Annotated in this window: 23 protein-coding genes; 8 read left to right on the top strand and 15 right to left on the bottom strand. The window is 46.7% G+C overall.

The genetic code is table 11. From position 1 onward, the window contains the following. Positions 1 to 573: 573 nt before the first annotated feature. The 9 genes from F608_RS34270 to F608_RS34265 all read right to left on the bottom strand — a co-directional run bounded on the left by F608_RS34270 (position 574) and on the right by F608_RS34265 (position 10,312). Positions 574 to 1,695 (bottom strand): alpha/beta fold hydrolase, encoded by a 1,122-nt coding sequence (locus F608_RS34270; RefSeq protein ID WP_022663634.1) that lies wholly within the window; start codon positions 1,693 to 1,695, stop codon positions 574 to 576. A gap of 223 nt (positions 1,696 to 1,918) precedes the next feature. Beyond that, the gene (locus tag F608_RS30235; protein WP_051148480.1) at positions 1,919 to 3,313 is read right to left on the bottom strand and encodes a patatin-like phospholipase family protein; all 1,395 of its coding nucleotides are present in this window, start codon (positions 3,311 to 3,313) and stop codon (positions 1,919 to 1,921) included. 5 nt (positions 3,314 to 3,318) lie between these two features. Then, positions 3,319 to 3,537: a hypothetical protein gene (locus F608_RS0100390; protein ID WP_022663632.1), complete on the bottom strand. Its 219-nt coding sequence runs from the start codon at positions 3,535 to 3,537 to the stop codon at positions 3,319 to 3,321. 653 nt (positions 3,538 to 4,190) lie between these two features. Continuing rightward, positions 4,191 to 4,445: a hypothetical protein gene (locus F608_RS36760; protein ID WP_244154218.1), complete on the bottom strand. Its 255-nt coding sequence runs from the start codon at positions 4,443 to 4,445 to the stop codon at positions 4,191 to 4,193. A gap of 8 nt (positions 4,446 to 4,453) precedes the next feature. Further along, positions 4,454 to 4,858: a transposase gene (locus tag F608_RS37275; RefSeq protein ID WP_244154217.1), complete on the bottom strand. Its 405-nt coding sequence runs from the start codon at positions 4,856 to 4,858 to the stop codon at positions 4,454 to 4,456. A gap of 379 nt (positions 4,859 to 5,237) precedes the next feature. Beyond that, on the bottom strand, positions 5,238 to 6,839 hold the full coding sequence (locus F608_RS0100380) for a 4Fe-4S binding protein (protein ID WP_022663631.1): 1,602 nt from the start codon (positions 6,837 to 6,839) through the stop codon (positions 5,238 to 5,240). Beyond that, a complete protein-coding gene (locus tag F608_RS0100375; RefSeq protein WP_022663630.1) occupies positions 6,839 to 7,813 on the bottom strand; it encodes a DUF362 domain-containing protein in 975 nt (324 codons plus the stop codon). Before F608_RS0100375 ends, F608_RS0100380 begins: the two co-directional genes overlap by 1 nt. A 148-nt stretch (positions 7,814 to 7,961) precedes the next feature. Next, positions 7,962 to 8,771 (bottom strand): transposase, encoded by an 810-nt coding sequence (locus F608_RS0100370; RefSeq protein WP_022663629.1) that lies wholly within the window; start codon positions 8,769 to 8,771, stop codon positions 7,962 to 7,964. Positions 8,772 to 9,298: 527 nt separating this feature from the next. Continuing rightward, complete coding sequence (locus tag F608_RS34265) at positions 9,299 to 10,312, bottom strand: AraC family transcriptional regulator (RefSeq protein WP_027362316.1); 1,014 nt, start codon at positions 10,310 to 10,312, stop codon at positions 9,299 to 9,301. A 251-nt stretch (positions 10,313 to 10,563) separates the two neighbouring features. Between F608_RS34265 and F608_RS0100360 the strand changes: the two genes are divergently transcribed. The 3 genes from F608_RS0100360 to F608_RS0100350 all read left to right on the top strand — a co-directional run bounded on the left by F608_RS0100360 (position 10,564) and on the right by F608_RS0100350 (position 13,614). Then, complete coding sequence (locus tag F608_RS0100360) at positions 10,564 to 10,911, top strand: acyltransferase family protein (protein WP_022663627.1); 348 nt, start codon at positions 10,564 to 10,566, stop codon at positions 10,909 to 10,911. 74 nt (positions 10,912 to 10,985) lie between these two features. Next, positions 10,986 to 12,485 (top strand): hypothetical protein, encoded by a 1,500-nt coding sequence (locus F608_RS0100355; protein ID WP_022663626.1) that lies wholly within the window; start codon positions 10,986 to 10,988, stop codon positions 12,483 to 12,485. A gap of 220 nt (positions 12,486 to 12,705) precedes the next feature. Continuing rightward, positions 12,706 to 13,614 carry an acyltransferase family protein gene (locus F608_RS0100350; RefSeq protein WP_279615072.1) on the top strand — a complete coding sequence of 303 codons (909 nt, stop codon included), beginning with the start codon at positions 12,706 to 12,708 and terminating at the stop codon, positions 13,612 to 13,614. A 475-nt stretch (positions 13,615 to 14,089) separates the two neighbouring features. Here the strand turns inward: F608_RS0100350 and F608_RS36750 are convergent, their stop codons facing one another. Both F608_RS36750 and F608_RS36745 read right to left on the bottom strand, forming a co-directional pair. Then, the gene (locus F608_RS36750; RefSeq protein WP_027362315.1) at positions 14,090 to 14,344 is read right to left on the bottom strand and encodes a hypothetical protein; all 255 of its coding nucleotides are present in this window, start codon (positions 14,342 to 14,344) and stop codon (positions 14,090 to 14,092) included. A 143-nt stretch (positions 14,345 to 14,487) separates the two neighbouring features. Further along, positions 14,488 to 14,820, bottom strand: a complete 333-nt coding sequence (locus tag F608_RS36745) for a transposase (RefSeq protein ID WP_244154215.1) — start codon at positions 14,818 to 14,820, stop codon at positions 14,488 to 14,490. Between the two features lie 12 nt (positions 14,821 to 14,832). Between F608_RS36745 and F608_RS0100340 the strand changes: the two genes are divergently transcribed. Next, positions 14,833 to 15,234 (top strand): hypothetical protein, encoded by a 402-nt coding sequence (locus F608_RS0100340; protein WP_167332199.1) that lies wholly within the window; start codon positions 14,833 to 14,835, stop codon positions 15,232 to 15,234. A gap of 24 nt (positions 15,235 to 15,258) precedes the next feature. On the opposite strand, the gene F608_RS0100335 is transcribed toward F608_RS0100340, so the two are convergent. Both F608_RS0100335 and F608_RS0100330 read right to left on the bottom strand, forming a co-directional pair. Continuing rightward, positions 15,259 to 16,785, bottom strand: a complete 1,527-nt coding sequence (locus F608_RS0100335) for a hypothetical protein (RefSeq protein ID WP_022663623.1) — start codon at positions 16,783 to 16,785, stop codon at positions 15,259 to 15,261. Between the two features lie 177 nt (positions 16,786 to 16,962). Continuing rightward, complete coding sequence (locus F608_RS0100330; protein WP_022663622.1) at positions 16,963 to 17,535, bottom strand: hypothetical protein; 573 nt, start codon at positions 17,533 to 17,535, stop codon at positions 16,963 to 16,965. Between the two features lie 581 nt (positions 17,536 to 18,116). On the opposite strand from F608_RS0100330, the gene cmoA reads away from it, so the two are divergent. Together cmoA and cmoB are read left to right on the top strand one after the other, a co-directional pair. Continuing rightward, the gene (gene cmoA / locus F608_RS0100320) at positions 18,117 to 18,869 is read left to right on the top strand and encodes a carboxy-S-adenosyl-L-methionine synthase CmoA (RefSeq protein ID WP_022663620.1); all 753 of its coding nucleotides are present in this window, start codon (positions 18,117 to 18,119) and stop codon (positions 18,867 to 18,869) included. Positions 18,870 to 19,060: 191 nt separating this feature from the next. Then, complete coding sequence (cmoB, locus tag F608_RS0100315) at positions 19,061 to 20,032, top strand: tRNA 5-methoxyuridine(34)/uridine 5-oxyacetic acid(34) synthase CmoB (RefSeq protein WP_022663619.1); 972 nt, start codon at positions 19,061 to 19,063, stop codon at positions 20,030 to 20,032. A 78-nt stretch (positions 20,033 to 20,110) separates the two neighbouring features. Here cmoB and F608_RS0100310 read toward each other — a convergent pair whose 3' ends face one another. Further along, on the bottom strand, positions 20,111 to 20,794 hold the full coding sequence (locus tag F608_RS0100310; RefSeq protein ID WP_022663618.1) for a histidine phosphatase family protein: 684 nt from the start codon (positions 20,792 to 20,794) through the stop codon (positions 20,111 to 20,113). A 135-nt stretch (positions 20,795 to 20,929) separates the two neighbouring features. Here F608_RS0100310 and rocF point away from each other — a divergent pair, with 135 nt between their 5' ends. After that, positions 20,930 to 21,826 carry an arginase gene (gene rocF / locus F608_RS0100305; protein WP_022663617.1) on the top strand — a complete coding sequence of 299 codons (897 nt, stop codon included), beginning with the start codon at positions 20,930 to 20,932 and terminating at the stop codon, positions 21,824 to 21,826. Further along, positions 21,823 to 24,741 carry a DEAD/DEAH box helicase gene (locus tag F608_RS0100300; RefSeq protein WP_022663616.1) on the top strand — a complete coding sequence of 973 codons (2,919 nt, stop codon included), beginning with the start codon at positions 21,823 to 21,825 and terminating at the stop codon, positions 24,739 to 24,741. The genes rocF and F608_RS0100300 overlap by 4 nt, the downstream gene beginning before the upstream one ends. Before the next feature lie 241 nt (positions 24,742 to 24,982). Here the strand turns inward: F608_RS0100300 and murJ are convergent, their stop codons facing one another. Then, complete coding sequence (gene murJ / locus F608_RS0100290; protein WP_022663614.1) at positions 24,983 to 26,557, bottom strand: murein biosynthesis integral membrane protein MurJ; 1,575 nt, start codon at positions 26,555 to 26,557, stop codon at positions 24,983 to 24,985. Between the last annotated feature and the right edge of the window lie 279 nt (positions 26,558 to 26,836).

The following is a 26,836-nucleotide window of genomic DNA, read 5'->3' as shown; positions in this document are numbered from 1 at the left end:
CTGAAATTTCAGAAAATGTATCCCATTTATAGGCATTTTTCGGCGCTATTTTGCTGTTTTCGGCATCAAAATCATCGATATAGGGCTTTATTCTTCCCGAACCTGGAATCCATCACCTAAGGATTTTATTTTTCTCCCCACTGCTTTAAAACCAAGTCTCTTTTTTATATCGGTAACGAATTGTTTTTCACCGACCGCAATGCTTTGGCTCCATCGGGATTCCCGTTTGCTTTTATCTGTTTCCAAAGCATCATGTACTAAGTTTTGTGCGAGCTCTGAAATGAAGCATAGGAGTCACAAACGACAATTCTGCAAGTTTTTTGTAATTGATAAGGATTGACTTGCGGCGTGGGGACTGGATTTCATCATATCCGCCAGAAGCCCATTCCTTAGGATGAGATATCCCCCCGGCACGTACCATGTTTAAATCAATATATACAAGACAACGCAGGAGGTGTCTGCCCGTTTCGATGGCGGTTGCATGATACCGATCCTCCCATAAGCACCTTTCCGTTTTTTTTTATTCTATTGTAGGGTAGCAGTATCGGTTTCATTGTAAGGCTTGGTAACCAGTTACAAACCTATGTGTTCATAAAACTTGTCAAAGAAAAATTTTCTTACTATTTCTTTTTCAATCAACAATTCATGACCAGGCTGAATTCCTTCCATGACGGGAACGGATACAAGTTTGCAGTTTTCAGACAAATTGCAAAAATCATCTTGACCCTCCGGGTCAACTGCTGTGTCTGGTTTCGCTCTGACAATCAGTGTCGGAATATTTAGTTTACTTGCCAACTCCATGGTAAGATCCGTGGAATCAAAAGCAGCATTTAACCAATTGCTTGTTGGGCATGCCAATCGAAGATCTGGGTTTTCCTTTCCATTGGCACCGATGCTTGATTCAATAAGACAATTGATTTCGGCTATTTTATGGAAGTCATTGGAATAATTTTTTGTGTCGTTGGCATTTATTAGCTCACTATTTTCTATTTTGGAGGATCCAATTAAGCTGCATGCCTTCCCTTTCTCGAAATCACCAACCCAGTCTGGATTTTTCGACAAGACACAGGATTCTTTCATAAAAAACTTCTTAATCTTGTTACCGATCCGCAACCAAAATGAATCTTTTGGAATTTTCAATAGCGGAGAACTCAGAATTGCGAAATCAAATTGGCTATCCCTTTCTTGCAGTAAATAGCGCAAAGCGATTTGTCCGCCCATAGAGTGAGCCAACAATACCTTTTTGCCCCTGTATTTTTTAAGGTTAATTACTTTATCTACAAAATAATTGGCATCATTTACATACTCATCGAAAGAGGATATATGATGCTTTTGTTTTTCTTTTAAATCGTGTGTCGACAGTCCTTGACCACGCCAATCCAAAGACCATACTTCAAAGCCTTTTTTTATTAGATCTTTGTAAGTGTAAATATTTTTTTCTATAAATTCGGTTCTGCCATTAAAATGAACTACAACATTTCCATTCCCCTCGTTGCCAGGTATCCAGTGTGCATAGCGAATAAGACCCTTTCCTTTGATTGGTTCAAAATAATCAATTTTTTTCGGGACTGGCCAGTCGAGGTTGTATTGAGTAACAAATTTTTCAAAGCTATTTAGATCGCCTTTATATTCAAGTGCATAGGTGCTGGATAAAGGCATTATTAATACTGGTAAAAGAATCGCTGCTATTTTCATTTTTATTTCTCCTAATTTTTTTTAAGAAACTCTCGGCAACTCGAGTATTACGTTTTTACCTTCGTTGCAGGCAAGCCTGGAGGAAAAACCCGATCGGCCCATGGCCGTTATACAAACATCGGGTGTCCTGCCTAAAAAATGCTGCACTGCTCAAACGATCCATCTTTATTCGTTGGTTCAAGTCCAGTTTTTCGCGGCAGGATCAGTTTTCAAGTATAGACCGCTACTTTATTCTTGCCATTAAATCATTAAATGCCTTTGATTGTTCCAGTAATTCTCCGCCGACGCTGATCAATTCCTCCACCTGCGGCTTGGTCAAAGAGAAAGAGGTTGGAAGACTGAGCAGTCGCTTCCGTTTTTCAGAATCGATCACATTTAAAAAATTGATTTCAACCACTGTGATATTAAACTGATGCCCCATTTTCGGCAATTGGTATGGTGAGCTGCAATGCTGATCAATAACAGCCTGACAATCCAGGATTTCCCGGGCGGCTCGGCTGCTGATGTTCAGAAGATCACTGATCATTTGGACAGTTTCAAAGCTGTAATTATCCATGCTCACGGTAGCTGTCTTGTAGGCCACATCGATCAGGTTGGGAGGAGACTCCTTTTCATCAAGATGTTCAGGTGGCTGGGTCTTTGCATTTACGACAATGACAGCCAGTTCTTTAATCGCTGTTTTGCGCTGATAGATGAAACCCGACGAGCGGTTAAAGTTATCCGCAAGATACCGGACGCCTATATTATCCGATAGTCCACCATCCATTAAATGCACATAAGGGTGTTTTGGCTTGTCTGCATGATAAATATACTGGTTATTGGCCCATATGTAGCGGCGGGGATTGGGACCGTCGTATTTATCCTTGAATCCATTGCTGATATCCTTATTTACATAAAAACCCTGTGACTTTGGATGATTTTTGTAACTTACAGGAGAAAGCAAAAAGGGGAAGGCCGATGATGAGGCAACCGCACGGGCAACTGGAAGGGTTGAGAGATCTGAACCCAAAATGTCAAATGTCGGTTGCGTAAAGACAAACTGGCTGCCAGTAGTAAGGTTGGTAGCATTTATGGCGATGAACGGCTGCCTGCCACTGTTTATCAGATCTTTATAGGTTTTTTTGTCAAATATGGTTTTATTATAATGTTCTATTGCCAAGTCGATACGGTTAAAATTGGGTGACATCAGCCGGAACCAGTTCACAGGATTGACCAATTTGCCTAAAAGCTCACCCTGAATGTCACGGTAAAGAAATTTGTCTTTAAAATCAGTGAAGATATGGCCGCCGAAAAGCCCGTAATAGGCAGACGTAAAAGAACCGCCAGAGACTGATGAAATCACATCAACTTCATTCAATAATGTTGAAGAACCATTTCGTATCGGGGTGGAATTGAGCTTTTCCATCACCCCATAAGAAAGAGCTGCAGCACGAGTGCCGCCACCGGAGAACGCCAGCGCAACAAAAATTTTGTCCTGGTCAATTGTCTGTGACCTTGGCAAATATCGATAGCCGTAATCAGGTTCATAAATGGATTTGGGATCATTGATCAAGTAATGCGAGCAACTGCTGAGAACCAGGATCAAGAGCAGGTAAATGCTTTCTCGTATTCTTTTCATAATCACTATACCCTTAAAAAATTGACCATTAAAGGTTGAATGGGAGATGTCCCGGAGGGCGTTTCATCCTGTGCTGATGGAGTGAAATTGGTCTCTCCTGTCAGGCTGATTGTGTGCGTCCCTGCTTCAACCTCAATAACTTCGCCAGTGCTGTAACCTGATGCAGTTCCATTGATAATTACTTCACGGGTTTCATGAAATTTCACCAATATAAATTCGTTCATAATAACCTCCTTTCCTTTATTTAGCGGTGGACAGCTTCTTCTGTACACCTGGATGATCCTTCCCAGAGATTGTGCCCTCTAAGTTAAGCCTCTGTAATTTGAAATTATGGAGGAAAAGATTGACCAAACAAGAACGTGCGATCGAGATTTCAAACCGAATGCTGTTTTATTGTGTCCTGAACCTGGGCGGACGGTCTCAGAGGCTGATGAAAATTTAGGAATTCCCAAAGATCTATTATATCGCTGACGCCGTGAATACGGCCTATCCAAGGGGAAATCAGGCTTCCCCGGTAATGGCAATGAAGCATTGACTGAAGAAGAAAGAATTCAAGAGCTTGAAAAAGAACTCAAAGAACCGCAGAAAGTCATTTACAGCCTGGCAGTGGACTTGTGTCCGGGAAAAAATAGCCGTGTTTATCATGGAAACGTTCGGAGTAGTGCAAAGAGGTGAATTGAGTGTTGGTAGCAAGGCTCCGCCCCTTCGGTTACATTTTGGGGGGGAAGGGAAAGAAGGAAGGAGAAAGAGATATTGCAACCGAATATTTTTCTATATCGGATATGGTTTCCTGGTGCAACCCAATTTGTTATTATTGTTTCTTAAACCATGGTTTTGTGTATTGTTATGTTGTTAGTTGTTATGGGGCCGGGCCACACTAACTCATTGAAAATTTTTGGGATGTGTCCCATTTGTATGCGTTTTTTTGGGCTATATCGCTGTTTTCGGCATCAAAACCAGCGGTATAGGGCATTACCTCTTCCCGCAGCTGGAATCCTTCATCCAATGATTGTGTTTTCCTTCCCAATGCTTTGATACCAAGCTTCTTTTTTATATCAGTAACGAATTGTTTTTCACCTACAGCAATGCTTTGGCTCCACCGGGCTTCCCGTTTGATTTTATCTTTTTCCAATGCATCGTTTACCAAATTCCGATGCAAATTCTGAAATGAAGCATAGGACTCACAGCCTGACAGGCTTGCAAGCTTTTTATAATTGATGAGGATGGATTTGCGACGTGGAGAGTGAATTTCTTTAAGCCGCCAAATATCCATTTTGAAGGATGAGAAACGACGCCAGCACGGACCATGTTCAAATCAATATATACAAGACATCTCAATAGATGACTGCCGGTTTCGATTGCAGTTGCATGGTATCGATCCTCCCAATAGGCACCTTTACGCTTTTTTTTTTGATTGTATTCTTGTGCAATCCGTCCGGCTGTCAATTGGATGGCCTTGGGGATCGTCATTCTGTCTTTATAATCGACAATCAGAAGATGGACATGATTGGATGTGACAACATAATTTTGGATAGTTAGACGCATATCTATGTTTCACTTAGAAAAGTCATTGGATCCACCGCTGCCGATCCTTAACGAATTTAAGCAGGAACTCTCGTTTATGACACCGGTGGGTAATGTGCCAAACTTGTCTGGGTATATAATGTCTCTTTGCTCTTGCCATAATCTGGCTGTTTTTTTCTATATCTTTGTTTTTGGCCCCGGAAAGTGGAAAATATACCCATAATTGGAGTGTTTTTAGAGGTGATTTATTGTTATTTCAATTAGTTGATACGGATCGACCCCATTCCGCCAACGGCCATTCCACCATTCCGCCGCCATTCCGCATTCCGCTTTTCATGCATGCTTCCCCTTTACTGCGGCTTGTCCGTCAGCATGTTTTTTGTTGAGGTGACGGGATAACTCAGTCGGTGAATCCGGGCGGCAGAGATTCGGATGATTCATCTTCTTTAAGGTAACCTCCGGCGTGACCGGTTTTTTTCCGGGCGATTGACAAATCCAGCCCCTGCTGAACGGCTGCTTTGGAATAGGTGCCTTTGGATAACCTCAGTGCGCCGAAAGGTTCTACCCGGATGGCCTTTCCTGGACTGATAGGACACTTGTATTCGCAAAACCCGCATCCCCAGCATTTATTTTCATTGATAAACGGGACGGCAACCGAATAATGTTTGAGTGTTTTTAACTCAATTGCATCAAAGGGACAAATTTCATCGCAGATCAGGCATGACTTTTCCTGCTCCCAGGCGATACACCTGTTGGAAAGGATCCTTGCGGTCCCCGCTTTTGCATGAAGTTTTTCGGATTTTGATAATAATGGAATCGCCTGGGTTGGACAGACACGGCCGCATTGGCAGCATTGCGGTTCGCAGGGGCCCATTACAGGAGATATCTCCGGGGAAAAAAGCCCTGTGAAACCTGCTGCCAGCCCCACCGGCTGCAAAGTATTGGTGGGACAAGCCGCCATACAGACCCCGCATCTGACACACCGGGCAAGAAAAAGGGCTTCCGGCAAGGCGCCCGGAGGCCTGATCACGCCCTCCGGCCCGGGCAGCACATGACCGGGTGGATAGAACCCGGATGCATTGGACAGGGCCAGAAGGGAAGCACCCGCCCCTGCGGCTGCTGCGATGATCAAATCCCGCCTCGGCCTTGAGAATCTAATCGGTTCGGATCTGCCGGATAATGTAAACGAAACGGCCTGGTCAGGGCAGATGGTTTCGCAGGATCTGCAAACCATACAGGAGCCGGTATCCACCTCCATGTAGCCAGGGTCAATTGCCTCCATGGGACAATGCCTCAGGCATTGTCCGCACTCAGTACATTTCTTTTTTTCCACCTGCCGCCTGAACAGGGGCCTATAAGAAAAAAGAGAAAAAACAGCGCCCGAAGGACAGAGGAATTTACAGAAAAACCGGGGGGAGAAAAATCCCCCGGAAAAAATCAGGAGCAGGACAAAGCTTGTGGCCCAAACCTGGGTGAACTGCGGCACTGCAATGACGACATATGCCAGGACCTCAACATCAAAATTTCTGAGCAGATTAATGCCCCCGGAGGCCAGAAGCCGGATAACGGGAAGCAGCACCGTCCCGTATAAACGGGTTGCCAGGGCAAGGGGAGAAACCCAGAAAACAAATGAGACCCCCAAAAGCGCCGAAGCCATGATAAACACAAGGACCAGGTAGCGGATGCGTTTTGCCTTTAAAAAAGGGGAGGCCCTTTTTTTTCGGAACGGGGCCAGCAGCTTGTCCACAACATCAATGGATGTGCCAAGGGGACAGACATGGCCGCAGAAATACCGGCCCAGGAGCAGGGTGGTAAAAAGAAGCAGCAGGATGATCCAGAAAAAAGAGAACACCACCCGTCCGGCAATGCCCGCCCCCATCAGGATCAGAGGATCCATCCGCAGAAAGGTATCCGGAGGGAACAGGGGCAGGTGCGGGACCAGGCCAAGGCTCAAGACAAACAGGCCAAGGCAGATGAACTGGATAAGCCTGTGGAATTTCATTAAACCGTGATTTCTTTTACATTCAGATTTTCAACGTCCATTCTTCCCGCCCCTGCTTTGTGGGCAATTTTGATATGCTTTACCTGCCGGGGTTCCATGGACCGCCCATACCAGGTGCATTGTTTTACCGTCATGGCGTCTGCGGCCACCATGTCCGGGGAGGCAATGATTTTATTTTCCGCAATGATCTCTCCGGGGCCGCCAGGGCCGTTTGTCGACAATACCCGTGTTGCATCCACCACAACCAGTTTGGGTTTCAGATAGGAGGCCAGGGTCACAATGGAGTCGTGTAACTTCATCGTGTGCATTGCCTGCCTGTTATAGATAAGCCCCATCATTCCCTTCATGGAGAGACTCACGCCTGTGGCGCCGTGGGACTTAGCCTTGGGCACGGCAATGATAACGTCTGCCTTCAACACCTCCGTTATGACATCTGTTTTGCTGAGCCCGAACCAGGAATCTGAAATCTTCACCTCCTTGAAGAGATTCGCATCGGTGACCGCGTGAACCATCCCGGGTTTGAGGGGATCGCAAACCGCATCGATCTCCAGGGTGCAGTACTTGGGAGTCCCCATGACATGATCCAGAATGCTGACCTTTTGGGCGCCTTGCTCAAGACACATGGCCGCCACTTCCTTTACGACCAAGGCATCCGTATTGACGGCGGTTTCCTGTCCCTTTGGAAAACTCATGTTCGGTTTGATGACAACACGCTGGCCGGGTTTGACAAAGGCCTTCATGCCTCCGAGCAGGTCTACCGCGGCTCTTGTTGCCGGGCCGGCCTTCCCTTTGACAACGGCAATGTCACAGTCTCCTGCTGCAGAGACTGTCCTGGGCAGCCAGAGGCCGGATGCGGCTGCTGTCATCCATATGGCGCCTTTGATCTGGGCCCTTAAAAAGTCCCGGCGGTTGACGGGCTCGGCAGCCCGGCTTTCCCACACGGTCAATAACCGTGATACTGAAAATTGGTCCATGTCCTTGCCTCCGTTTTAGGATTAAAAGAGCGGAGATATTTGGAAGCGTGCTCTTCTTTATATGATTATTTGGATTGTTAAGATTTTGTTATGTTATGGTCAGTGTTATGGGCGGCGTTGTTATTTGGTGTTATGGGGACGGGCCACACTAACTCATTAAAAATTTTTGGGATGTGTCCCATTTGTATGAATTTTTTTTTTGGGCTATATCGCTGTTTTCGGCATCAAAATCATCGGTATAGGGCATTACCTCTTCCCGAAGCTGGAATCCTTCATCCAATGATTGTGTTTTCCTTCCCAATGCTTTGATACCAAGCTTCTTTTTTATATCAGTAACGAATTGTTTTTCACCTACAGCAATGCTTTGGCTCCACCGGGCTTCCCGTTTGATTTTATCTTTTTCCAATGCATTGTTTACCAAATTCCGATGCAAATTCTGAAATGAAGCATAGGACTCACAGCCTGACAGGCTTGCAAGCTTTTTATAATTGATGAGGATGGATTTGCGACGTGGAGACTGAATTTCATTATAGCCGCCAAATATCCATTTTGAAGGATGAGAAACGACGCCAGCACGGACCATGTTCAAATCAATATATACAAGACATCTCAACAGATGACTGCCGGTTTCGATTGCAGTTGCATGGTATCGATCCTCCCAATAGGCACCTTTACGCTTTTTTCTTTGATTGTATTCTTGTGCAATCCGTCCGGCTGTCAATTGGATGGCCTTGGGAATAGTCATTCTGTCTTTATCGTCAACAACAAGAAGGTGGATGTGATTTGAAGTCACAACATAGTTCAGAATAGTTAATCCATACCGGCGTTTTGCTTCAAACAGCCATTGAATCCATCTCTGACGGTCCTTTGTAAATTTTAACAAGAATTCTCGTTTGTGGCATCGGTGAGTGATGTGCCAAACCTGTCTGGGTATATAATGTCTCTTTGCTCTTGCCATAATCTGGCTGTTTTTTTCTATATCTTTGTTTTTGGCCCTGAAAAGTGGAATATAGACCCAAAAACGGGGTGGCTTTCGATGTGATTTCTTGTTAAATTAGCTGGTTAGCGTGGCCCGACCCCATTATACTAGCCATTATACATTATATTGGCACCGGGAGTAATTCCCCGGACATGGTGAAGGGCCGAAAGTCAAGAGAGAAGGAAAAGGTATTTATTGGCTCTGTACATACAGTGAATCCGAATGGAGGAGTAGTGTGCAGGCGCATTATGGAAAAACCATCCTTCAAGCAGTTTACCCGGTTACGACCCGGTACTCTTGATTAAACGCCCTGTGCGGACCCGCATGCAGGGTGTTGTGGGGGCTGGGGGAGAAAAACCCCCGGCTACCCGATTGAAAACCCATATTAAATTCTTAAAGTGTTGTTTTTGAGGGTTTTGAATTTTTTCCATTTTATTAACAGCGGGTTACAAAAATTTTCTTGGTCCGACAAGAATTCAGATCTCCTGAAGAAGGAGCAAATCAAACTATCGATCTTTAAATTTGGGGGGATTTTTCCCGGTCCAATTTTTAAATGCCCGTTGAAATGCACTGACCTCCGAATAGCCAAGTAAAAATGCAATTTCAGCAATCGATAATTTTTTATTTTCCAAATAATTTAATGCCATTTCTTTTCTTTGAATCTTTAAAAGATTCTTAAACGTTGTGCCTTCCTTTTTAAGCTTTCGCGTCAGAGTCCAGCGACTCATATTCAGCTTTTCAGAAACCATCTCAATACTTAAAATCCCTTTTGGTAAAAGTTCCATGATCATTTGTCGAACTTTATCCTGAAAACGAATGTTAGATTCCAATTTTTCAATCTTCGCATCGGCATATTGCGTTAATATATCTTTCATATAGGGCTGGTGGTCTGGAATAGGTATTTTGAATTGTTCTTTCTTGAATACTATTGAATCTTCTTTTTGATTGAATTTCAAAAACGAACGGAAATACGTCTCATACGCATCAATGTATTCAGGTTTTCTATATGAAAAATGCATTTCTTTTGGATTAAAGTTTTCATTGGTCAGTTGCCGTATCAATGCCAGACAAGAAGATAAATTTAGTTCGGTTATAAGACGTTTTTCATCATCTTCAGTACAATAAACTGTTTGCACAATAGAGTGCTTGAGCACACGATAAGAATCATCTGATATTAATTCAAATATCGATGAACCGAAGTAAAAATTTTGATAACGTAGCAATTGATAGCTGGCTTCTTCCAAATTCCTACAATTTCTTATTAATTGTCCAATAATACCAACCTCTTGCAGCGAATACATTTTTCCAATTTTCAGCGCCATTGTTGGTTCCGTGAGTTCAAGACCTTTTTTCAGCATCTGAAAATTTTTTTTAAACGGTATTCGTATGTCATCATTTTGTATATCTTCTCTTGAAAAGCCTAATGTATCTTCAAGAATTTTTTTAGGGACGCCATTTCGTTCTAGTATATTAAAGTGCATTCGGACTACCGCCACTTCAATTGATAATAATTTCTTCATATTTAGTCTCTTTTGTTTTTGCACCGAAATGTCAATTTGTCGCCCCTGAGTGTCATTGTCTATATTTTTTTTATAATTTACTATGACCATGAATATTTTGTGTTAGGAAACCTTTTTTTACAATACTAACCGATTGCAAGTTTTTTTATTAAATACGTTTTAATAAAGCAACTAAACCTGAATGCTGGGTAATTTGATACCAGAATGATTCATTTAAAAAGAAATGACAAAAAATAAGGAGCAAAAACCAAATGGGAATGCAAAACTCTTTCCAGAGTCGTCGTGTAGATTTAGACTGTTTACGTGTGTTCGCAGTATTGTGGCTTTTTCCATACCATACCGCAAGAATTTTTGATATTTCGAAATCTTATTATATCCAGGATGACCATTTGAGTGCGGCATTGACATATATTTTGATAGACGGTATTGGTCCTTGGCATATGCCACTATTTTTTTTATTGTCTGGCTCAGCTACGTACTTTGCTTTGAATTTTCGAAGTAGTCAGCAATATATTAAAGAAAGATTCAAGCGATTGTTAAAGGGTGTTGAAATCGATGACGCAATTTTAACGTTATCCGACAAATTTTCAGTATGTTAGTAATTGAAAAAGCCTCTGTTTAGTTGTATCTTTCAAGCGCCTAAACAAAAAGGAAACAACACCACAGAGGCTTTATGCATACAAAAAATATCAGGCGAATCATCACAAAGCAATTGAAAAAGAGTTTTCCGAACTGGAAAAAGATGACAAGGAAGTCCAAAAAAGAGCTGACAAAGCAAATCATGATGGAAGTTTTGGATAATTATGATTATTCTCAAACCTTGGACATCCCCATCGAAGAACTCATAGGAGTTGAAGATCAGGCCCCCTCAGCAGAGATTCGTAGCCTTCCTGAGATGGCGTCCTACATTGAAAATTTTCATTCCGACAACCTGTTTCATTTTGACACCCTGAAAAAGCCATACCCTGAAATTGTAGACCCGGAATTGCAGTTTGTTGACCAACTTATAGACAACCAGATTATCAACAGCTTGATTGCGCCTGACGGATATTCCGCTGTGCACAGGGATATTCAACCCTACCAGTTATTTCGGATGGAGCTTTTAAAAATAATCAAATACCCTGAAATCAGTTACAGGAAATTTTGCAGCGATGAATATTTTGGCAGGGAACGAAAGCAAAACAGGCGTTTTGTGAGACTGCCTTTAAATACCAAACACCAGGCAGATCATACTGAATTGTGTCACTTCCGGCGTGGCCTGAATTTCAAACAATTGATGAATGTCCTGGTATATTTCCTCCATCATTTTTATAAATCAGGCTGTCTGGAGAGTGCCGTTATCCATGGTGTTGATTCCAGTGAACTGCCGTCTGAAATCAATTACCCCCTTTGCACAATTCAGGTCAAAGGCAAAAAAATACGAATGTATTCCGATCCGGACTGTGATTGTGGAAAACGCCGGAATAAAAGGGATAAATCGTATTACGTCATTGGCTACCGGCTTCACACCCTAACAGCCATCAACCCATCGACAGGCCATAGTTTTCCATTGGTATCCCTAATCGGGGCGGCAAATCATCATGACAGCCTGTTTTTAAAACCGTTGATCAAGCTTGCTCAAACATTGGGTATTGATATCAAATTGATAACCGCCGACCAGGCTTATCACGATAGTGATGGTTCGGTTCTCAACGAAACCGGTGTCTATGTCGTCACCCCTGCATCGGAGAAAGCCAAACTTCCTGACAACGTTTTGGAATCGCCATTAAGGGTTGCCTGTAATGATTCTTGTGAGATTCCAATGCAGTTTTTGGGATCGACACCGGAAGGCCACGAATTTGGATGTGATGCCGTTCCGGGTGAGTGTGCGTTTGAATCAAATTGTTCAAAATCAAGGATCGTTGATTTTGACAGCGGCTATTTTCAACCAATGCCGATTTTTCATAGCGGATCTCAAGACGCAATCGAGATCCGGAAAAACTGTGAAAGGCCCTTTAATCTGATGAAAAAAAGAGAAGGCCTCGAACAAACACGGGTAAGAAGCCAGCATGGTGTGATTGTCCGATCAACTCTGACGACTATCGTAACATTGTTGATTGAAATGGCCGGAACAAGGCATAAACCAATGAAAAAAGAAGATGGGCAAAAGGAGTTGTTTGCTGCCACAGGATGAATTGAACGTTCAATGCGGGATTTTTTCTGAGCCGATTGATCGGTCGCTATTGGTATATCTGAATACAACAAAGGCCGCCGTCTGAAATAGATTTTATGCGGTAAAAAACAAAACCAGATATTGCTACGGTAAAAGCCGGACAATCTGACATTGGAAAAAAGAATTACAAACGCGTGGGGCACCTATAACGAAACAGAAATTTGAACGGTTTCAACACCCTTTGTTAATCCCATGCATTTTTGGCATCGTTGTATTGATACCAATTCAAGGCTATTTTTCAAGAATGTATTACTCTGATATTTTAATATCTTATTTTGATTATTTGCCATTATTTTTTCATATTAATATGAATGACCTTTCCAACTATAGGACTGGAAATTTTACACCGGGCCATTTGTGGTTCATTCTTTATCTGTTTGTTTTATCGTTGATAGCATTGCCACTTTTTTCATATCTCAAAGGCGATAAGAGGCAACAATTTATTGATTCTATGACAAACTTTCTATATCGACGATGGATGATTTTTTTACTGGCAATTCCTCCTGTAATTGCATTGTTTTTTTCCCCTTCTCCCGGAGGGAAAAACCCTGCTTACTATCTAATATTTCTAATTTATGGCTATATCCTGCTGCATGATAAACGGTACAACTCGATTGTGGATAAGAATAAATTTGTTGCCCTTATTCTTATGTTTATTCTATTTGGAGCCAATCTGGCCATATCGTTTCTGGAAATTATACCACCTTCCAGTTTGGCAAATGAGCTGATGCACGGGCTATCCTATAGTTTTGGAACGATGTTCTGTCTGGTTGTTTTTTTGGGATATGGGAGAATTTTTTTAAATATAACGAATAGATGCTTGAGGTATGCCAGCAGTGCTTCATATCCGTTTTACATATTACACCAACCAATAATAGTGATCGTTGGCTTTCATGTTGTCAAATGGGATGTTGGTCTGCCTATTAAGTTCTTTGCAATTAACATATTCTCATTTGCTGCAACACTTATCGTCTATGATTTGATTGTCAAACGAAACAATGTGGCACGCTTTCTTTTTGGAATGAAGCCTCAGTTAAAGAAAAAATCGAAAACAGCCCAATCCTTCATATCAGAGGATCAAACAGGATAATCCATTTCGATCTCATCGAGAATTGTTATCGTGGTTGTCAAAAAAAACGTTCCGAAAAACTTCTGAGATTTCTTAGAAATTGTAGACATAAAATCATACCTTTATCTCGTATAATTACGCTTTTTTCCAAGTTCCATATTTTTTAGAGAACGAGTCTGTATAAAAAGTAATTTCTGAAAGATAGTTATTCCATTTTTTAGATACGTTTTCCAACATTTTGTTTTAATTTGATTTTCGACCGACAAACTTTGATAAATTGATCATATTTTTCCTATATGGGGAGCGCCCCTCCCCCCAAAACAGCCAGGGGATATCCCCCTTTGTTTTATGTAACTGCCACCTTTCCATACCGGTGTATTTTCCTCAAATTATGCAAAGTACAAAACAGCAGCCATTGACTGTTTTCTTTCAATTTTCCCCTCAGACTGAACCTATCCAACCTCAAAGTTTGTTATTGTTATGGGGTCGGGCCACACTAACTCATTGAAAATTTTTGGGATGTGTCCCATTTGTATGCATTTTTTTGGGATATATCGCTGTTTTCGGCATCAAAACCAGCGGTATAGGGCATTACCTCTTCCCGCAGCTGGAATCCTTTATCCAATGATTGTGTTTTCCTTCCCAATGCTTTGATACCAAGCTTCTTTTTTATATCGGTAACGAATTGTTTTTCACCTACAGCAATGCTTTGGCTCCACCGGGCTTCCCGTTTGATTTTATCTTTTTCCAATGCATCGTTTACCAAATTCCGATGCAAATTCTGAAATGAAGCATAGGACTCACAGCCTGACAGGCTTGCAAGCTTTTTATAATTGATGAGGATGGATTTGCGACGTGGAGAGTGAATTTCATTAAGCCGCCAAATATCCATTTTTAAGGATGAGAAACGACGCCAGCACGGACCATGTTCAAATCAATATATACAAGACATCTCAATAGATGACTGCCGGTTTCGATTGCAGTTGCATGGTATCGATCCTCCCAATAGGCACCTTTACGCTTTTTTCTTTGATTGTATTCTTGTGCAATCCGTCCGGCTGTCAATTGGATGGCCTTGGGGATCGTCATTCTGTCTTTATCGTCAACAACAAGAAGGTGGATGTGATTTGAAGTCACAACATAGTTCAGAATAGTTAATCCATACCGGCGTTTTGCTTCAAACAGCCATTGAATCCATCTCTGACGGTCCTTTGTAAATTTTAACAAGAATTCTCGTTTGTGGCATCGGTGAGTGATGTGCCAAACCTGTCTGGGTATATAATGTCTCTTTGCTCTTGCCATAATCTGGCTGTTTTTTTCTATATCTTTGTTTTTGGCCCCGAAAAGTGGAATATAGACCCCAATTGGGGTGCTTATAAATGGGATTTACTTTTATTTCAGTTGGTTGGTTTGGCCCGGCCCCATTATAATTATTTACCCCATTATAACATTATAATTATTATTTTATTGATTATTGCCATTATTGGATTATTTCCATTATTTGCATATCCTTTAGTTCAATTCATATCATCGTTTGCTGGACGTCGTCAGCACCGCATTCACGGCGTCGCAACCGCCATGAATGCGAACATCACCAGTGAAATCAAGTGCATGTTGATTGTTGAAATTCAAGAACACTAATTAAGGTTTGACGTCCCCCACCCACTATTTTTTCGTTTCTCTGATGGCGTCGCGCCGCACTGCAAAGATGAGCACAGAACGCATCTGACTGCGGCGGGGTTCCACTGCCATCACGTCAAGCGTTGATGATGGTTGTGGCTCGATAGACTCTTGCAAATCATCACAGTACTCCTTGAGGATTTTGATTACCTTACTATTCAGCGGCCACTCCCAGAGGTTGGTGCCGAGCTTATACCTGTCAACCATCTCCATCTTCGTTTCCGTTTCCTCACATTCCTGTCTATCGAGATCTGTTCGCCAAAGGGTAAAAGCTGCGACCTGGCGAAGAATCTCATCATTGTCATACTGATAATCATCTGGGTCATCTTGTTTTTTTTTCGGGTTCGGATTCACGATGTGAAATGTATCATAACCCTCGTCGAGGACCAATGCGTCGTCACAACCAAAGAAATCGAACATGATCCGGATAATACCCTCAAGCGTATTTCCCACACGACCAGATAACCCTCCTGATGCCAGGCAAACAATTTCGCCGGGGCTTCCCCCTACAACCCCAAAAGGATAGACGTTATGGCGGTAAAAAAGTTCCACTGAGTTTTCAGAATAGCGTCGATATTCACCACGTCGGGTTGGCGATTCAGACGATTTGGTGTAGTGGTAGCGTTCTTCGAGTTCCTTCTCTAAATCCTCGAAGTGAACTACAAGGTCACGGTTTGGTATCCTAAGGTCGATAACGATTGGGGACGACAAGGCGGCCCTCCGTGAGTTCAAACTGTGGAATAACACATGCTCACCAAAATTGATCTTCCCTTTCGGTTGACCCTGCAAATCTCGTACGGGAACTTCAGGTACATTGAAGACGTGCCTGACATCCTGAAATCGGTCAATAGCGCTCGCCAGTGAAACATCCTGGCCACGATTGATAATGATTTTTCCAGAGAGGGCAAACTCGATGTCTTCCGTTATGTAACCAGCGAGTTGAGCTGAACCATGATCCGGGGGTACTTCCCGTGCCTCAAACCTATTCCCGATTTGGACAAATTTAAGATCAAGGAAAGCATAAGGGCAATCCTTAACCCCCTGTTTCCACTTTACGAGGCACCGATATGTGCGCTCGTGCCACGGCTCCTGGATGCTTTGAGGATCACCGTGTGTGCCCAGACGATAAAGGACAGGCAATCCATCCTCCCAGACAAACGCGACATGCCATGGATTCATAGTGAGATCACCACAGCTCTGTACGCCTATGATCAAGTAATCCTCTCCATACTTTTTTTTGAACTCGTAGACATGCTCAAAAAGAGTTCTTGTTCCTGCACGCTGCACAAACGCATTCGTTGTTGCCGGGTAATCACGAACGCTGAGCGCATCCTCATCGCGGCCCATAACAAAAGGAACCGTGTGAGGATCGGTCATGCGTGGGGAGGTAATTCCATCTCTCTGAATGCCTGGTCCTAACCTAAAATTTGGTGTGACTGAAAGAAATACTTCTTCGCGGCGGTTTGCGAAGACCTTCAAGTACCCAATATCAAATCCCTCTGCAAATGACATTCATCGCCTCCTAATTAATTTGGAATTAAAGTTGGCACTCCATTAAAGGACCCATTAAACACAATAGTGATCGAAGGACATTCCAAGGGTTGTTTTTGTATATCAGTAACGATTCGCTTTTCGCTGACATGCTCTGGCTCCAAGAAGCTTCCCTACAAAAATTTCGTTAGCCGTTTGTTAGCGGTTGGTACCTTCAGTCCTTGGCCATGGCAGCTTATCTTTTGGCGCATATTTCCAGAAATAGCTGAAAACTATATCGAGAATTAAAAAAATACTCAGAATTAATACTGCTCCCGTATTGATGTAATATCTCTCATCAAATGGTTTGCCCTTCATCAGATATAGAATGGTTGGAATGACCACAATTGCTGTAAGACCGATATTCCCGAATCCGGCGAAATGCTGCCTCATTTCCTTGAGACCCATAGCCTCTTCCCATAGTGGTTCATCAGAAGGCCATTTAATCATTTTACGAATCTTTGGCTCAAGATATGTCCTACAATAGTAACCAATTCTTTTGATTGAAATACCATAGCTTATGATAAGGAAATCGAAAAATATTGATGCAAAAGCCGGAACCAATAGTAGAACGTATTGAGGGCCATCTTTCCCACCAAACACAAAACCCAAAGAGGTTGCAACAAACGCTATCTTTATCCCAATTATTTGTGAGCGTATTTTTTGAGCTTCTCGCAATTCAATGCGCAACTCAATAATTATATTCCAGGCATGTTCAGCCGTTCTGCACAAATGGACCTCCTATGTTAATGATAAAGTGGTTTTTTTATGGATTTAATCGATTTAGGTATTTGGGTTTGAGAATCTTGATGAATAATGCCGATAATATTTTTTATATAAAGGTTTAAGTAAAGAATAGATCTGAGGGAAAATGATCGTTTGTCATGGAAGAGTTCTGATTAGGGGGAGTGGTGACTCTCTATCGGCAGCAAGGCTCCGCCCCTTCGGTTACATTAGGGGGGAAGAAGGGAAAAAAGAAATGAGTAGGAGATATTGCAACCGAATATTTTTCTATATCGGATCTGGTTTACAGGCGCAACCCAATTTGTTTTTTATTGTTTCTTAAACCATGGTTTTGGTAATTTAAATCACAATAAAGATGTTTATTCGGAAATAAATACCCCATAAGGCCCATCATTCATTCAAATTTTTTGGACGGGGGAACTCCCATCCTCCACTATTTTAGACGGAATCTCTGTGCTCTCTGCGTCCTCGGTGGTAAAAAAAATCTTGAACAGCCGCACGGCTTTTCCCTCCCCGGCGAGGCGGACCATATTGCATAGTTCAATAAAATAAGGTAAATAAGCCGCCAAATGAACAAAGCGGTAAAGCACATGGAAAAAGACAGAATATTTGCACAAAAAAAAGAGATTGAGCCCTTTGCCTTTACCCGGGAGGTGGCCCGGGTGTTTGACGATATGCTGGTCCGGTCGGTTCCCCTGTACAGGGAGGGTGTCTTGCGCCAGGCCCGGATGGCAGAGCAGTTCTTTCAAAAAAAGACCCGGATCTATGATCTGGGCTGTTCCCACGGGAATCTGGGGATATTGATCCTGGAGCAGTTCGGGGAAAGGCCCTTTACCATGATCGGGGTGGACAATTCCCGGCCCATGATCGAAAAGTACAGGGACCGGTTGAACCGGCTGAAAACTTCCGGGGCGGCCGGGAAAATTGACCTTGTCTGTGCCGGGATGGAAGAGATTCAAATCAAAAATGCGTCCGTGGTTATCATCAATCTGACCCTTCAGTTCCTGGACCTGGAAAAAAGGGATGATCTGATTAAAAAAATATATCAGGGCCTGGTTCCAGGGGGAATCCTCCTGCTGACGGAAAAGACCATCGGGGAATCCCGGGCCATCAATGAGATTCAGCTGGATGCATACCGCAGGTTCAAGCGGGAGAACGGATATTCCGATCTGGAGATCAGCCAGAAGCGGGATGCCCTGGAAAAGGTCCTGGTCCCGGAAAGTGTGAATACCCATATCCAGCGCCTGGCCCGGGCCGGATTTGAGGATATTGACATCTGGCTGAAGTGGTTTAATTTTGCTTCCTTTATTGCGATAAAATAGCGAGAACAGTCATCAGCGAGAACAGCGAGAACAGCGAGAACAGTTTATCGGCCGGGAATTCGGCTTCTGGGACCAGGTCCATATAATGAATTCTGGGTGGAGACGGAAAAATGGTTATCGATAAACCGGTTTAAGATGGCGGCTCTCGCTGATCGAGCCGCTCTCGCTGTCCTCGCTGCCCAAGGAGAATTGTGGAAAGATTTTTAGAAAAACATATGGATTTCGGATTCGGGCAATACTCGGATGAACTTCATGAGCTGGTGCGGGAGAGAAGGACCTTCCTGGATCAGGCCGGGGGGAATTTCGAAAAGTACAGGAAGGTGGTGGATTCCATCCCGGAAATCCGGCCTTCCAAGATTGAACTTGACGGGCGGTTCGTCACCGCGGGCAGTCCGTCTGATATCTCCCCGGAGCAGGGCGAATCCTTAAAGGAGAAGCTGGCCCGGCTCTGTCCCTGGCGCAAGGGGCCCTTTGATTTTTTCGGGGTAAAGGTGGATGCGGAATGGCAGTCCTGGATGAAATGGAACAGGATCCTGCCCCATCTGCCGGAGCTGAAGTACAAGCGGATCCTGGATATCGGGTCCAGCAACGGGTATTATATGTTCAGAATGGCAGGTATGGGGCCTCAGATGGTTCTGGGGGTGGAGCCCCAGAGCGCCTTTTACTATCAATACCTGGCGGCCCGGAAATTCTTGAACCTGGACAATGTATTCTGCCTGCCCGTGCCCTATGACAGCCTTCCTCCCATGGAAAAGGTCTTTGACCTGGTCTTCTGCATGGGCATCCTCTACCACAGGAAATCCCCCATTGAGATGCTGAAGCAGATCCATGATTCCCTCAAGCTTAAGGGGCAACTCATCCTGGAGAATCTGGTCCTCGAGGGAAGAAACAATCTCTGCCTCTTTCCCAGGGACCGGTACGCCAAGATGAGGAACGTATTTTTCATCCCGGATCTTGCGGCCATGGAATCCTGGCTGGAACGGGCCGGGTTCCGGGATATAAAGTGCCTGGACGTCACCCGGACCAATCCTTTGGAGCAGCGCAAGACCGACTGGATCCAGACCGAATCCCTGGAGGATTTCCTGGATCCTGAAGATCCCTTACAAACCGTTGAGGGCTATCCCGGCCCGGTCCGGGCCGTGTTTTCAGCGGTTAAAGAATAGCCTGAACCAAGGTTCTGGTTCAGGAGCTCCGGGGCAGGCAGCCTTTGCAAATTCAATCCGAGGTTTCAGGGTCATTCCTTATAAAGGGATGGGATCTGAATCCGCGCAGGTGATAAAGGTCTTTCCCTTTTCCTTGAAAAAGACAATCCCTTCCAGGTAGCCCACATCCCCGAACTTTTCATGTTTGAGGCCCATCTTGAATTCCTTGAGGGGGAAGATGTTCCAGTCGTGGGAAACGCAAAGGGCGGTTTCATTCTCTTTGAGCTCTTCCAGATGGCCGGCCATGTGTCCGGCAACCATGTCGGCTGTTTTTTCGGGGTTGATGACGATGTCCTCGTCGATCCTGCCGTCAAACCATTCCCGGATAAAATCCCGGGTTCCCAGCTCCTGGACCCTTGTGACGGCCCTTTCAATATCTTTTATGTAAAAGGGAGCCAGGGGTTCTTCTGTGATATTGTGATCCAAAAAGATCCCGTGTTCCCGGGTATATCCCTTGTCCAGCAGGTATGCGGTTTCAATGCACCGGCCGAAAAAACTGGAAAAGATCCTGGGCCTCGTGTCGGAGGGCAGGGCCCGGCCCATGTCAAAGGCAAAGGTCCGGCCGTCCGGGGTCAGGCCCATGAAGGGCTCGTGGGCGGCTGTTTCGGAAAATTCCCTCTGGGAGTGGCGGAGGATGACGGCCATTTTTTGTATGCCTCTGGCCCTGAGCTGCTTCATCGTCTCAAGGGTCTGGGCGGATTTGAGTTCATAGGTTCTTTGCATGTGTGCCTCTCTATCTTTTTATTGAAGGGTTTCATACGCTATGGTATATGAGCTGTCAACCCAATAGAATGATAAGACAGGGGATCTGGGGGAAAGGAAATCCCCTGTCCGACAATCCAGAAAAGAGGGTAAATCATGCCCAGACAGATCAGCATCATCGGCGTTCCCATGGATTTCGGCCAGCTTCTCAGGGGGGTGGACATGGGGCCCTCCGCAGTCCGGTATACGGGGCTGGCCGACCGTCTGTGCCAGCTCGGCCACTCGGTCCGGGACCGGGGGGATGTGAGAATCCCCATCCGGGATCCTGAACCGGGCCAGGCCATGGCCCATGACAGATATGTGGGAGAGATTACCCAGATCTGCAGGGCTATCTATGCCCTGGGCAGAAAGGTCATGGACCAGGGGGATTTTCCTCTCTTCATCGGCGGGGATCATTCCATTGCCGTGGGCACGGTGTCTGCGGCAGCCGGGGATGAGACCGTGGGATTGATCTGGCTGGATGCCCACGGGGATTTCAACACCCCTGAAACCTCGCCCTCCGGAAATATCCACGGCATGCCCCTGGCCGCCCTGGTGGGGGAGGGGCATGAGGATCTGGTCAATGTGGGCCGTCCCGGTGCCAAGGTGAAGCCGGAGAACATCGTTCTCATCGGCCAGCGGGATCTGGATCCGGCGGAAAAAAAGAGGCTGCGCTCTTCAGGCATCACCGTGTTCACCATGAGAGATATCGATGAGCAGGGCATTTCCGCCGTGGCCAATAAGACCGTCATGAAATTCGCCCATTTAAAGCGGATTCATCTTACCGTGGACATGGATGCCCTGGATCCGGTGGAGGCCCCGGGGGTGGGCACTCCGGTTCCCGGCGGAATCACCTATCGGGAGGCCCATCTGCTCATGGAGATCCTGGCCGATTCGGGCAAGGTGGGATCCATGGACCTGGTGGAGATCAATCCCATCCTGGACGTGGCCAACAAGACCGCCGAACTTGCCGTGGAGCTGACCCTTTCCGCTATGGGGAAAAGCATTTTGTGAGCCTGGCCGAGTACATCCGGGCCCTGAAAAATTATAAAGGGTTTTCCGGCGATATTGTCTGCCACAGAACCCTGCCCGGGAAGGAACCGGTGTTTGCCCGGGATTCTTTGAAACTGAAGCATGACCCAGGCCCCCTGCTCAGGGCCCTGGACATCGACCGGCTCTACTCCCACCAGGCCCGGGCCGTTGAAAGAATCTCCCGGGGGGTTCACACGGTGATCGCCACGCCCACGGCTTCGGGAAAGAGTCTGGTATACAATCTGCCCGTGATCGACGCGGTTCTGGAAAATCCGGATTCAAAGGCCCTCTATCTTTTCCCCCTCAAGGCCCTGGCCCGGGACCAGCTGGGCACGGTACAAAAACTCCTGAAGATAGCAGGGCTGGCCCGTCCGGATCTGCCTCCCCTGAGAGCCGAGGTCTACGACGGAGATATCTCTTCCTATAAAAAGACGAAAATCCGCAGGGATCCCCCCCAGGTACTGCTGTCCAATCCCGAGATGCTCCACCTGGCCATGCTGGCCCACCACCATCTCTGGGAGGATTTTTTTTCCAGCCTTAAATTCGTGGTCATTGACGAGGTTCACACCTACCGGGGGGTCATGGGCTCCAACATGGCCTGGGTGTTCCGGCGGCTGAGGCGGATCTGCCGGCACTACGGCTCAGATCCGGTCTTTATCTTCTGTTCCGCCACCATTGCCAATCCGGCGGACCTGTGTTCCCGGCTCACGGGTCTCACGGTTCAGGTGGTGGATGAGGCCGGAGCCCCTTCGGGCCGAAAAGAGGTCCTGCTCATGCGGGGCCTGGAAGGGGCGGCCCAGACCGCCATTGCCCTGATCCATTCGGCTGTCCACCGCAACCTGAGAACAATTGTATATACACAATCCAGGAAAATCACCGAACTCATTGCCATGTGGGCCTCCCAGCGGGCCAAGGGGCTGGGGGACAAAATATCGGCCTACCGGGCCGGTTTTCTTCCCGAGGAGAGGAGGGACATCGAAAATAAACTCTCCTCGGGCGAGCTGCTGGCCGTGGTCTCCACATCGGCTTTGGAACTGGGCATCGACATCGGCAGCCTGGATCTCTGCGTCCTGGTGGGATACCCGGGCACAATGATGTCCACCTGGCAGAGGGCCGGCAGGGTAGGGAGGGCCGGCCGGGATTCGGCCATGGTGCTCATCGCCCATGAAGACGCCCTGGACCAGTACTTTATCAACCACCCGGATGTTTTCTTTAACATGGACCCGGAACAGGCCGTGATCAATCCGGGCAACCCTATAATCATGGAAAAGCATCTGGAGTGTGCCGGAGTGGAGCTCAGCCTGAAACAGGGGGAACCTTTCCTGGAGATGACCGGGGTCAAGGAAGGGGTGTCCGGACTGGAAAATAAAGGAAAGCTTTTGCGCAGCCGGGACGGCGGGGTATGGTTCGGGGCCAGGAAAGCTCCCCATCGGGAAGTCAGCCTCAGGGGAACCGGACAGTCCATCCCCATCTTCCTGGAAAAAACCGGTGAGAGCCTGGGCGAGATCGACCGGCACCGGGCCTTTTTTGAAACCCATGAGGGAGCCGTCTATCTCCACCGGGGCCGGACCTATGCGGTGACCCGGTTCGACCATGAAAAAGGGGTGGTGGAGGCCCGGGAAAAGAGGGTCAACTACTACACCCGGGCCAGGTCTTCCAAGAATACCGAAATAATTCAGGTTCAGGACCAGAAGAGGATCAAAGGAACCCGGGTGGGTCTGGGACGGCTCAGAATTCTGGAGCAGGTCACCGGGTACGAGAGAAAACAGGTCTCCAATCAGAAATCCCTGGGTGTGGTTCCCCTGGATCTGCCCAGGCTGGAGTTTGAGACCCAGGGACTCTGGATCGAGATTCCGGACCGGGTCCGGGATGAGATCGAGTCCAGAAGCCTTCACTTCATGGGAGGAATCCATGCCCTGGAACATGCCGCCATCGGGATCATGCCCCTTCTGGTTATGACCGACCGGAACGATCTGGGCGGGATATCCATTCCCTTTCATCCCCAGACGGAAAAGGCCGCGGTTTTCATCTATGACGGGGTTCCCGGGGGCCTGGGCCTGTCCAAACAGGCCTTTGACCGGGCAGGTCTCCTTCTAGCCCGGACCCTGGATGTGATCCGCTCCTGCCCCTGCGAGACCGGGTGTCCCGCCTGCGTTCACTCCCCCAAATGCGGATCCGGGAATCGGCCCATTGACAAGTTTTCCGCCCACAAGATCCTGGATCTTATCCTGGGCAATGGAATTGACGAGCGATTTTGCGATATTTTGAGAAAAGAAGGCGATATTGAAATGGTCGAAAAAGAAGACTCCCGCAATAACGAGATGTCTCTATCCAATGAATCCCAGTCGGATAAAAAAGGAAAAGACCTTCGGTACGGGGTCCTGGACATTGAGACAAGGCGGTCGGCCGCAGAGGTGGGGGGATGGAACCGGGCCGAAAGAATGGGGGTGAGCTGCGCTGTGGTTTACGATTCCAAGTCCGACTCCTTCCACGATTATCTCCAGGAGGATATGGACCGCCTGAAGGACCACTTAAAGGAGTTTGATCTGGTGATCGGGTTCAATATCATCCGGTTTGATTACAAGGTCTTGTCCGGATTATCGGATTTTGATTTTCACAGCCTCCCCACCCTGGATATCCTCTTAAAGGTCCACCAGGTCCTGGGATACCGGCTTTCCCTGGACCATCTGGCCCAGCAGACCCTGGAGACAAAGAAGAGCGCCGACGGGCTCATGGCCCTGAAATGGTGGAAACAGGGGAAGATGGACCAGATCATCAAGTACTGCCGCCAGGATGTCCGGGTCACCCGGGACCTTTACCGGTTCGGAAAAGAAAACCAATTCCTCCTCTTTAAAAACAAGGCCGGAAGCCAGGTCCGGGTTCCGGTTTCATGGTGATCCGGGAAACCCTTTTCCGGATATTGCTTTTTTGTTAGAGCTTTGTCAAAAGCCCCCTGGGTGCTTTATAAACCAGACCAAATTATGAAAATTGAAAAGGGGTAGTCAGCGTCCAGGCGCCGGCTGCCTTTTCAGGTGGAAGAGGGTGCGGTTGAAGTCAGGGACAACAGCGGACAGGTGGATGAAAACGCCTCCCAGCTCTCATCCATGGCTGAAAAGTTCAAGGCCATGATCAACGAATTCAAGATCTAAAGGGGAGCCGGGAAAAGATCTTATCGAAAAACTCAGAGATTTCCTGGATTCTTAAGCTTTTACCGGCCAGGGGCATGAGGATTAAAAAGATCACTCCAATGAAGAGACAGAGGGCCAGGGCCCTGAAAACAGACCCCGGCTCGATGAACTGCACCAGGCCCAGGTGAACCGGGAAAAGAACGCCTGCGACCATCAAACCAAGGAAGACCATTTTCAGGAAAAACAGGTAAACCTCTTTTTTCCCCTTGTTTTGGCTTTTTCTATTCCAGCACTCAAACAATAAAAAAGAATTCATGGCTGCGGACAGGGTGAGTCCCAGGGCCACTCCCTGAACCCCCATGGTTTTCATGAACAGATAGATCAGGGGCAGGCTCGCTCCCACGCACAGGGTGGAGAAGATGGCAGGGAACAGGGTGTTTTGAAGGGCAAAATAGCCTCTTGCAACAATTGTCTGGGCCGAGAAGGCAAAGGTGCCGGCCAGGAAAAAGGGGAGGATGCCTGCCGTCAGCCGGGCCGCCTCTGCATCAAACCGGCCCCGCTGGAACAGCACCTGGACAATCTCATGGCGAAGGACCATGAACAGAACGGAAAAGGGAATGGCCAGGAAGATGAATTTCAGGGTCTGGTTGATAATGCGGTTGAGGCGGTCCATGTCTCCCAGGGCCGCGATCTTGGCCATAAAGGGATAGGATGCCATGCCCACGGCCTGGCCGAAGAAGCCCACCAGGATGAACAGGATCCGGATGGCATAGTTCATGGCGGCAATCCTGCCTTCGTCAAGAAACGAGCCAAAGAACTTGAGCAGGATCTCCGTTGAAAAGGTCATGGTCAACCCCAGCATCAGGGGCAGGGTCAAAAGGATGTACCGTCTGAAATCCGGGTGTCGGGGATGAAATATGAGATAATACTTCATGCCGGTTTTTGCGGCCCCGATGAACTGGAAAAGAAAACTGCCCAGAAAGGCACCTCCCAGGACCCCCCAGGCAAATCCCTCCATGCCGAAACGGGGGGAGAGAAGCACCCCGCCTGCAATGATGCCCAGGTTGTATATCAGGGGGGCCAGGGCCGGGATTAAAAATTTTTCCCGGGCAAACTGGATGGCCATGAAAAGCCCGCCGCAGAAGAAGAAGAACTGGGCCGGAATAATGATCCGGGTCATTTTCACGGCCAGTTCAAAGGTAACGGGGTCTTTCATTCCCGGAGCCAGGAGCCGGACAAACTCCGGAGCCCATACCATGGTCACCAGGATAAATCCCAGGAGAAGAAACCCGAACCCGTTCAAAATGGTGGAAAAGACCTGATACCCCTCCTTGTCCCTGCCCTGGGAAATATAGCGGGCAAAAATAGGGATAAAGGTAATGGATAAAAATCCGCTGGCCGCGATATGGTTGAGAATCTCAGGGATGACAAAGGCGACCTGGTATGCATCAACAGGGGCTTTGGCCCCGCCCGCCCAGGCAATGACAGCCTCCCTGGCCAGGCCGATCACCCGGGAGGCAAACACAGATGTCATCATGATGAACGAGGCAATGCTTATTTTTTTTATGGTGCTTGAATCTGACATCAAATCCGGGCCGTTCCGATACTCTCCAGGTTACAGGTTGGCGTGAGTATGGACGGGAAATCGGCTTTTGTCAATGAAGCGGATTTCAGGCCCGGGGCAATCACATCCATATTTGCCGGCCATTGGCATGGATCTTCCACTCCATTCTCGCCGGCCTGTCCTGGCCGGCTCCGGGGATGCCGGCGTCCGGCCCCGTCCGCGGGGCCTCTTTTCCCGGCATATCCCGTTCCAGACCCGTGCCAATGGCCTCCCGTCCAGACAGATCAAAGCCCTTGCCCC

The organism is Desulfospira joergensenii DSM 10085 (assembly GCF_000420085.1).
Classification (GTDB): Bacteria; Desulfobacterota; Desulfobacteria; order Desulfobacterales; family Desulfobacteraceae; genus Desulfospira; species Desulfospira joergensenii.
The sequence above is the reverse complement of the archived record's forward strand: the minus strand, read 5'-3'. Positions and strand labels throughout refer to the sequence as shown.

What these genes read in the sequence shown, in the direction of transcription:
- F608_RS34270 (WP_022663634.1), bottom strand. Translation starts at nt 1,695, where the DNA reads ATGAAAATAGCAGCGATTCTTTTACCAGTATTAATAATGCCTTTATCC.
- F608_RS30235 (WP_051148480.1), bottom strand. Translation starts at nt 3,313, where the DNA reads ATGAAAAGAATACGAGAAAGCATTTACCTGCTCTTGATCCTGGTTCTC.
- F608_RS0100390 (WP_022663632.1), bottom strand. Translation starts at nt 3,537, where the DNA reads ATGAACGAATTTATATTGGTGAAATTTCATGAAACCCGTGAAGTAATT.
- F608_RS37275 (WP_244154217.1), bottom strand. Translation starts at nt 4,858, where the DNA reads ATGCGTCTAACTATCCAAAATTATGTTGTCACATCCAATCATGTCCAT.
- F608_RS0100380 (WP_022663631.1), bottom strand. Translation starts at nt 6,839, where the DNA reads ATGAAATTCCACAGGCTTATCCAGTTCATCTGCCTTGGCCTGTTTGTC.
- F608_RS0100375 (WP_022663630.1), bottom strand. Translation starts at nt 7,813, where the DNA reads ATGGACCAATTTTCAGTATCACGGTTATTGACCGTGTGGGAAAGCCGG.
- F608_RS0100370 (WP_022663629.1), bottom strand. Translation starts at nt 8,771, where the DNA reads ATGGCAAGAGCAAAGAGACATTATATACCCAGACAGGTTTGGCACATC.
- F608_RS34265 (WP_027362316.1), bottom strand. Translation starts at nt 10,312, where the DNA reads ATGAAGAAATTATTATCAATTGAAGTGGCGGTAGTCCGAATGCACTTT.
- F608_RS0100360 (WP_022663627.1), top strand. Translation starts at nt 10,564, where the DNA reads ATGGGAATGCAAAACTCTTTCCAGAGTCGTCGTGTAGATTTAGACTGT.
- F608_RS0100355 (WP_022663626.1), top strand. Translation starts at nt 10,986, where the DNA reads ATGCATACAAAAAATATCAGGCGAATCATCACAAAGCAATTGAAAAAG.
- F608_RS0100335 (WP_022663623.1), bottom strand. Translation starts at nt 16,785, where the DNA reads ATGTCATTTGCAGAGGGATTTGATATTGGGTACTTGAAGGTCTTCGCA.
- cmoA (WP_022663620.1), top strand. Translation starts at nt 18,117, where the DNA reads ATGAACAAAGCGGTAAAGCACATGGAAAAAGACAGAATATTTGCACAA.
- F608_RS0100310 (WP_022663618.1), bottom strand. Translation starts at nt 20,794, where the DNA reads ATGCAAAGAACCTATGAACTCAAATCCGCCCAGACCCTTGAGACGATG.
- rocF (WP_022663617.1), top strand. Translation starts at nt 20,930, where the DNA reads ATGCCCAGACAGATCAGCATCATCGGCGTTCCCATGGATTTCGGCCAG.
- murJ (WP_022663614.1), bottom strand. Translation starts at nt 26,557, where the DNA reads ATGTCAGATTCAAGCACCATAAAAAAAATAAGCATTGCCTCGTTCATC.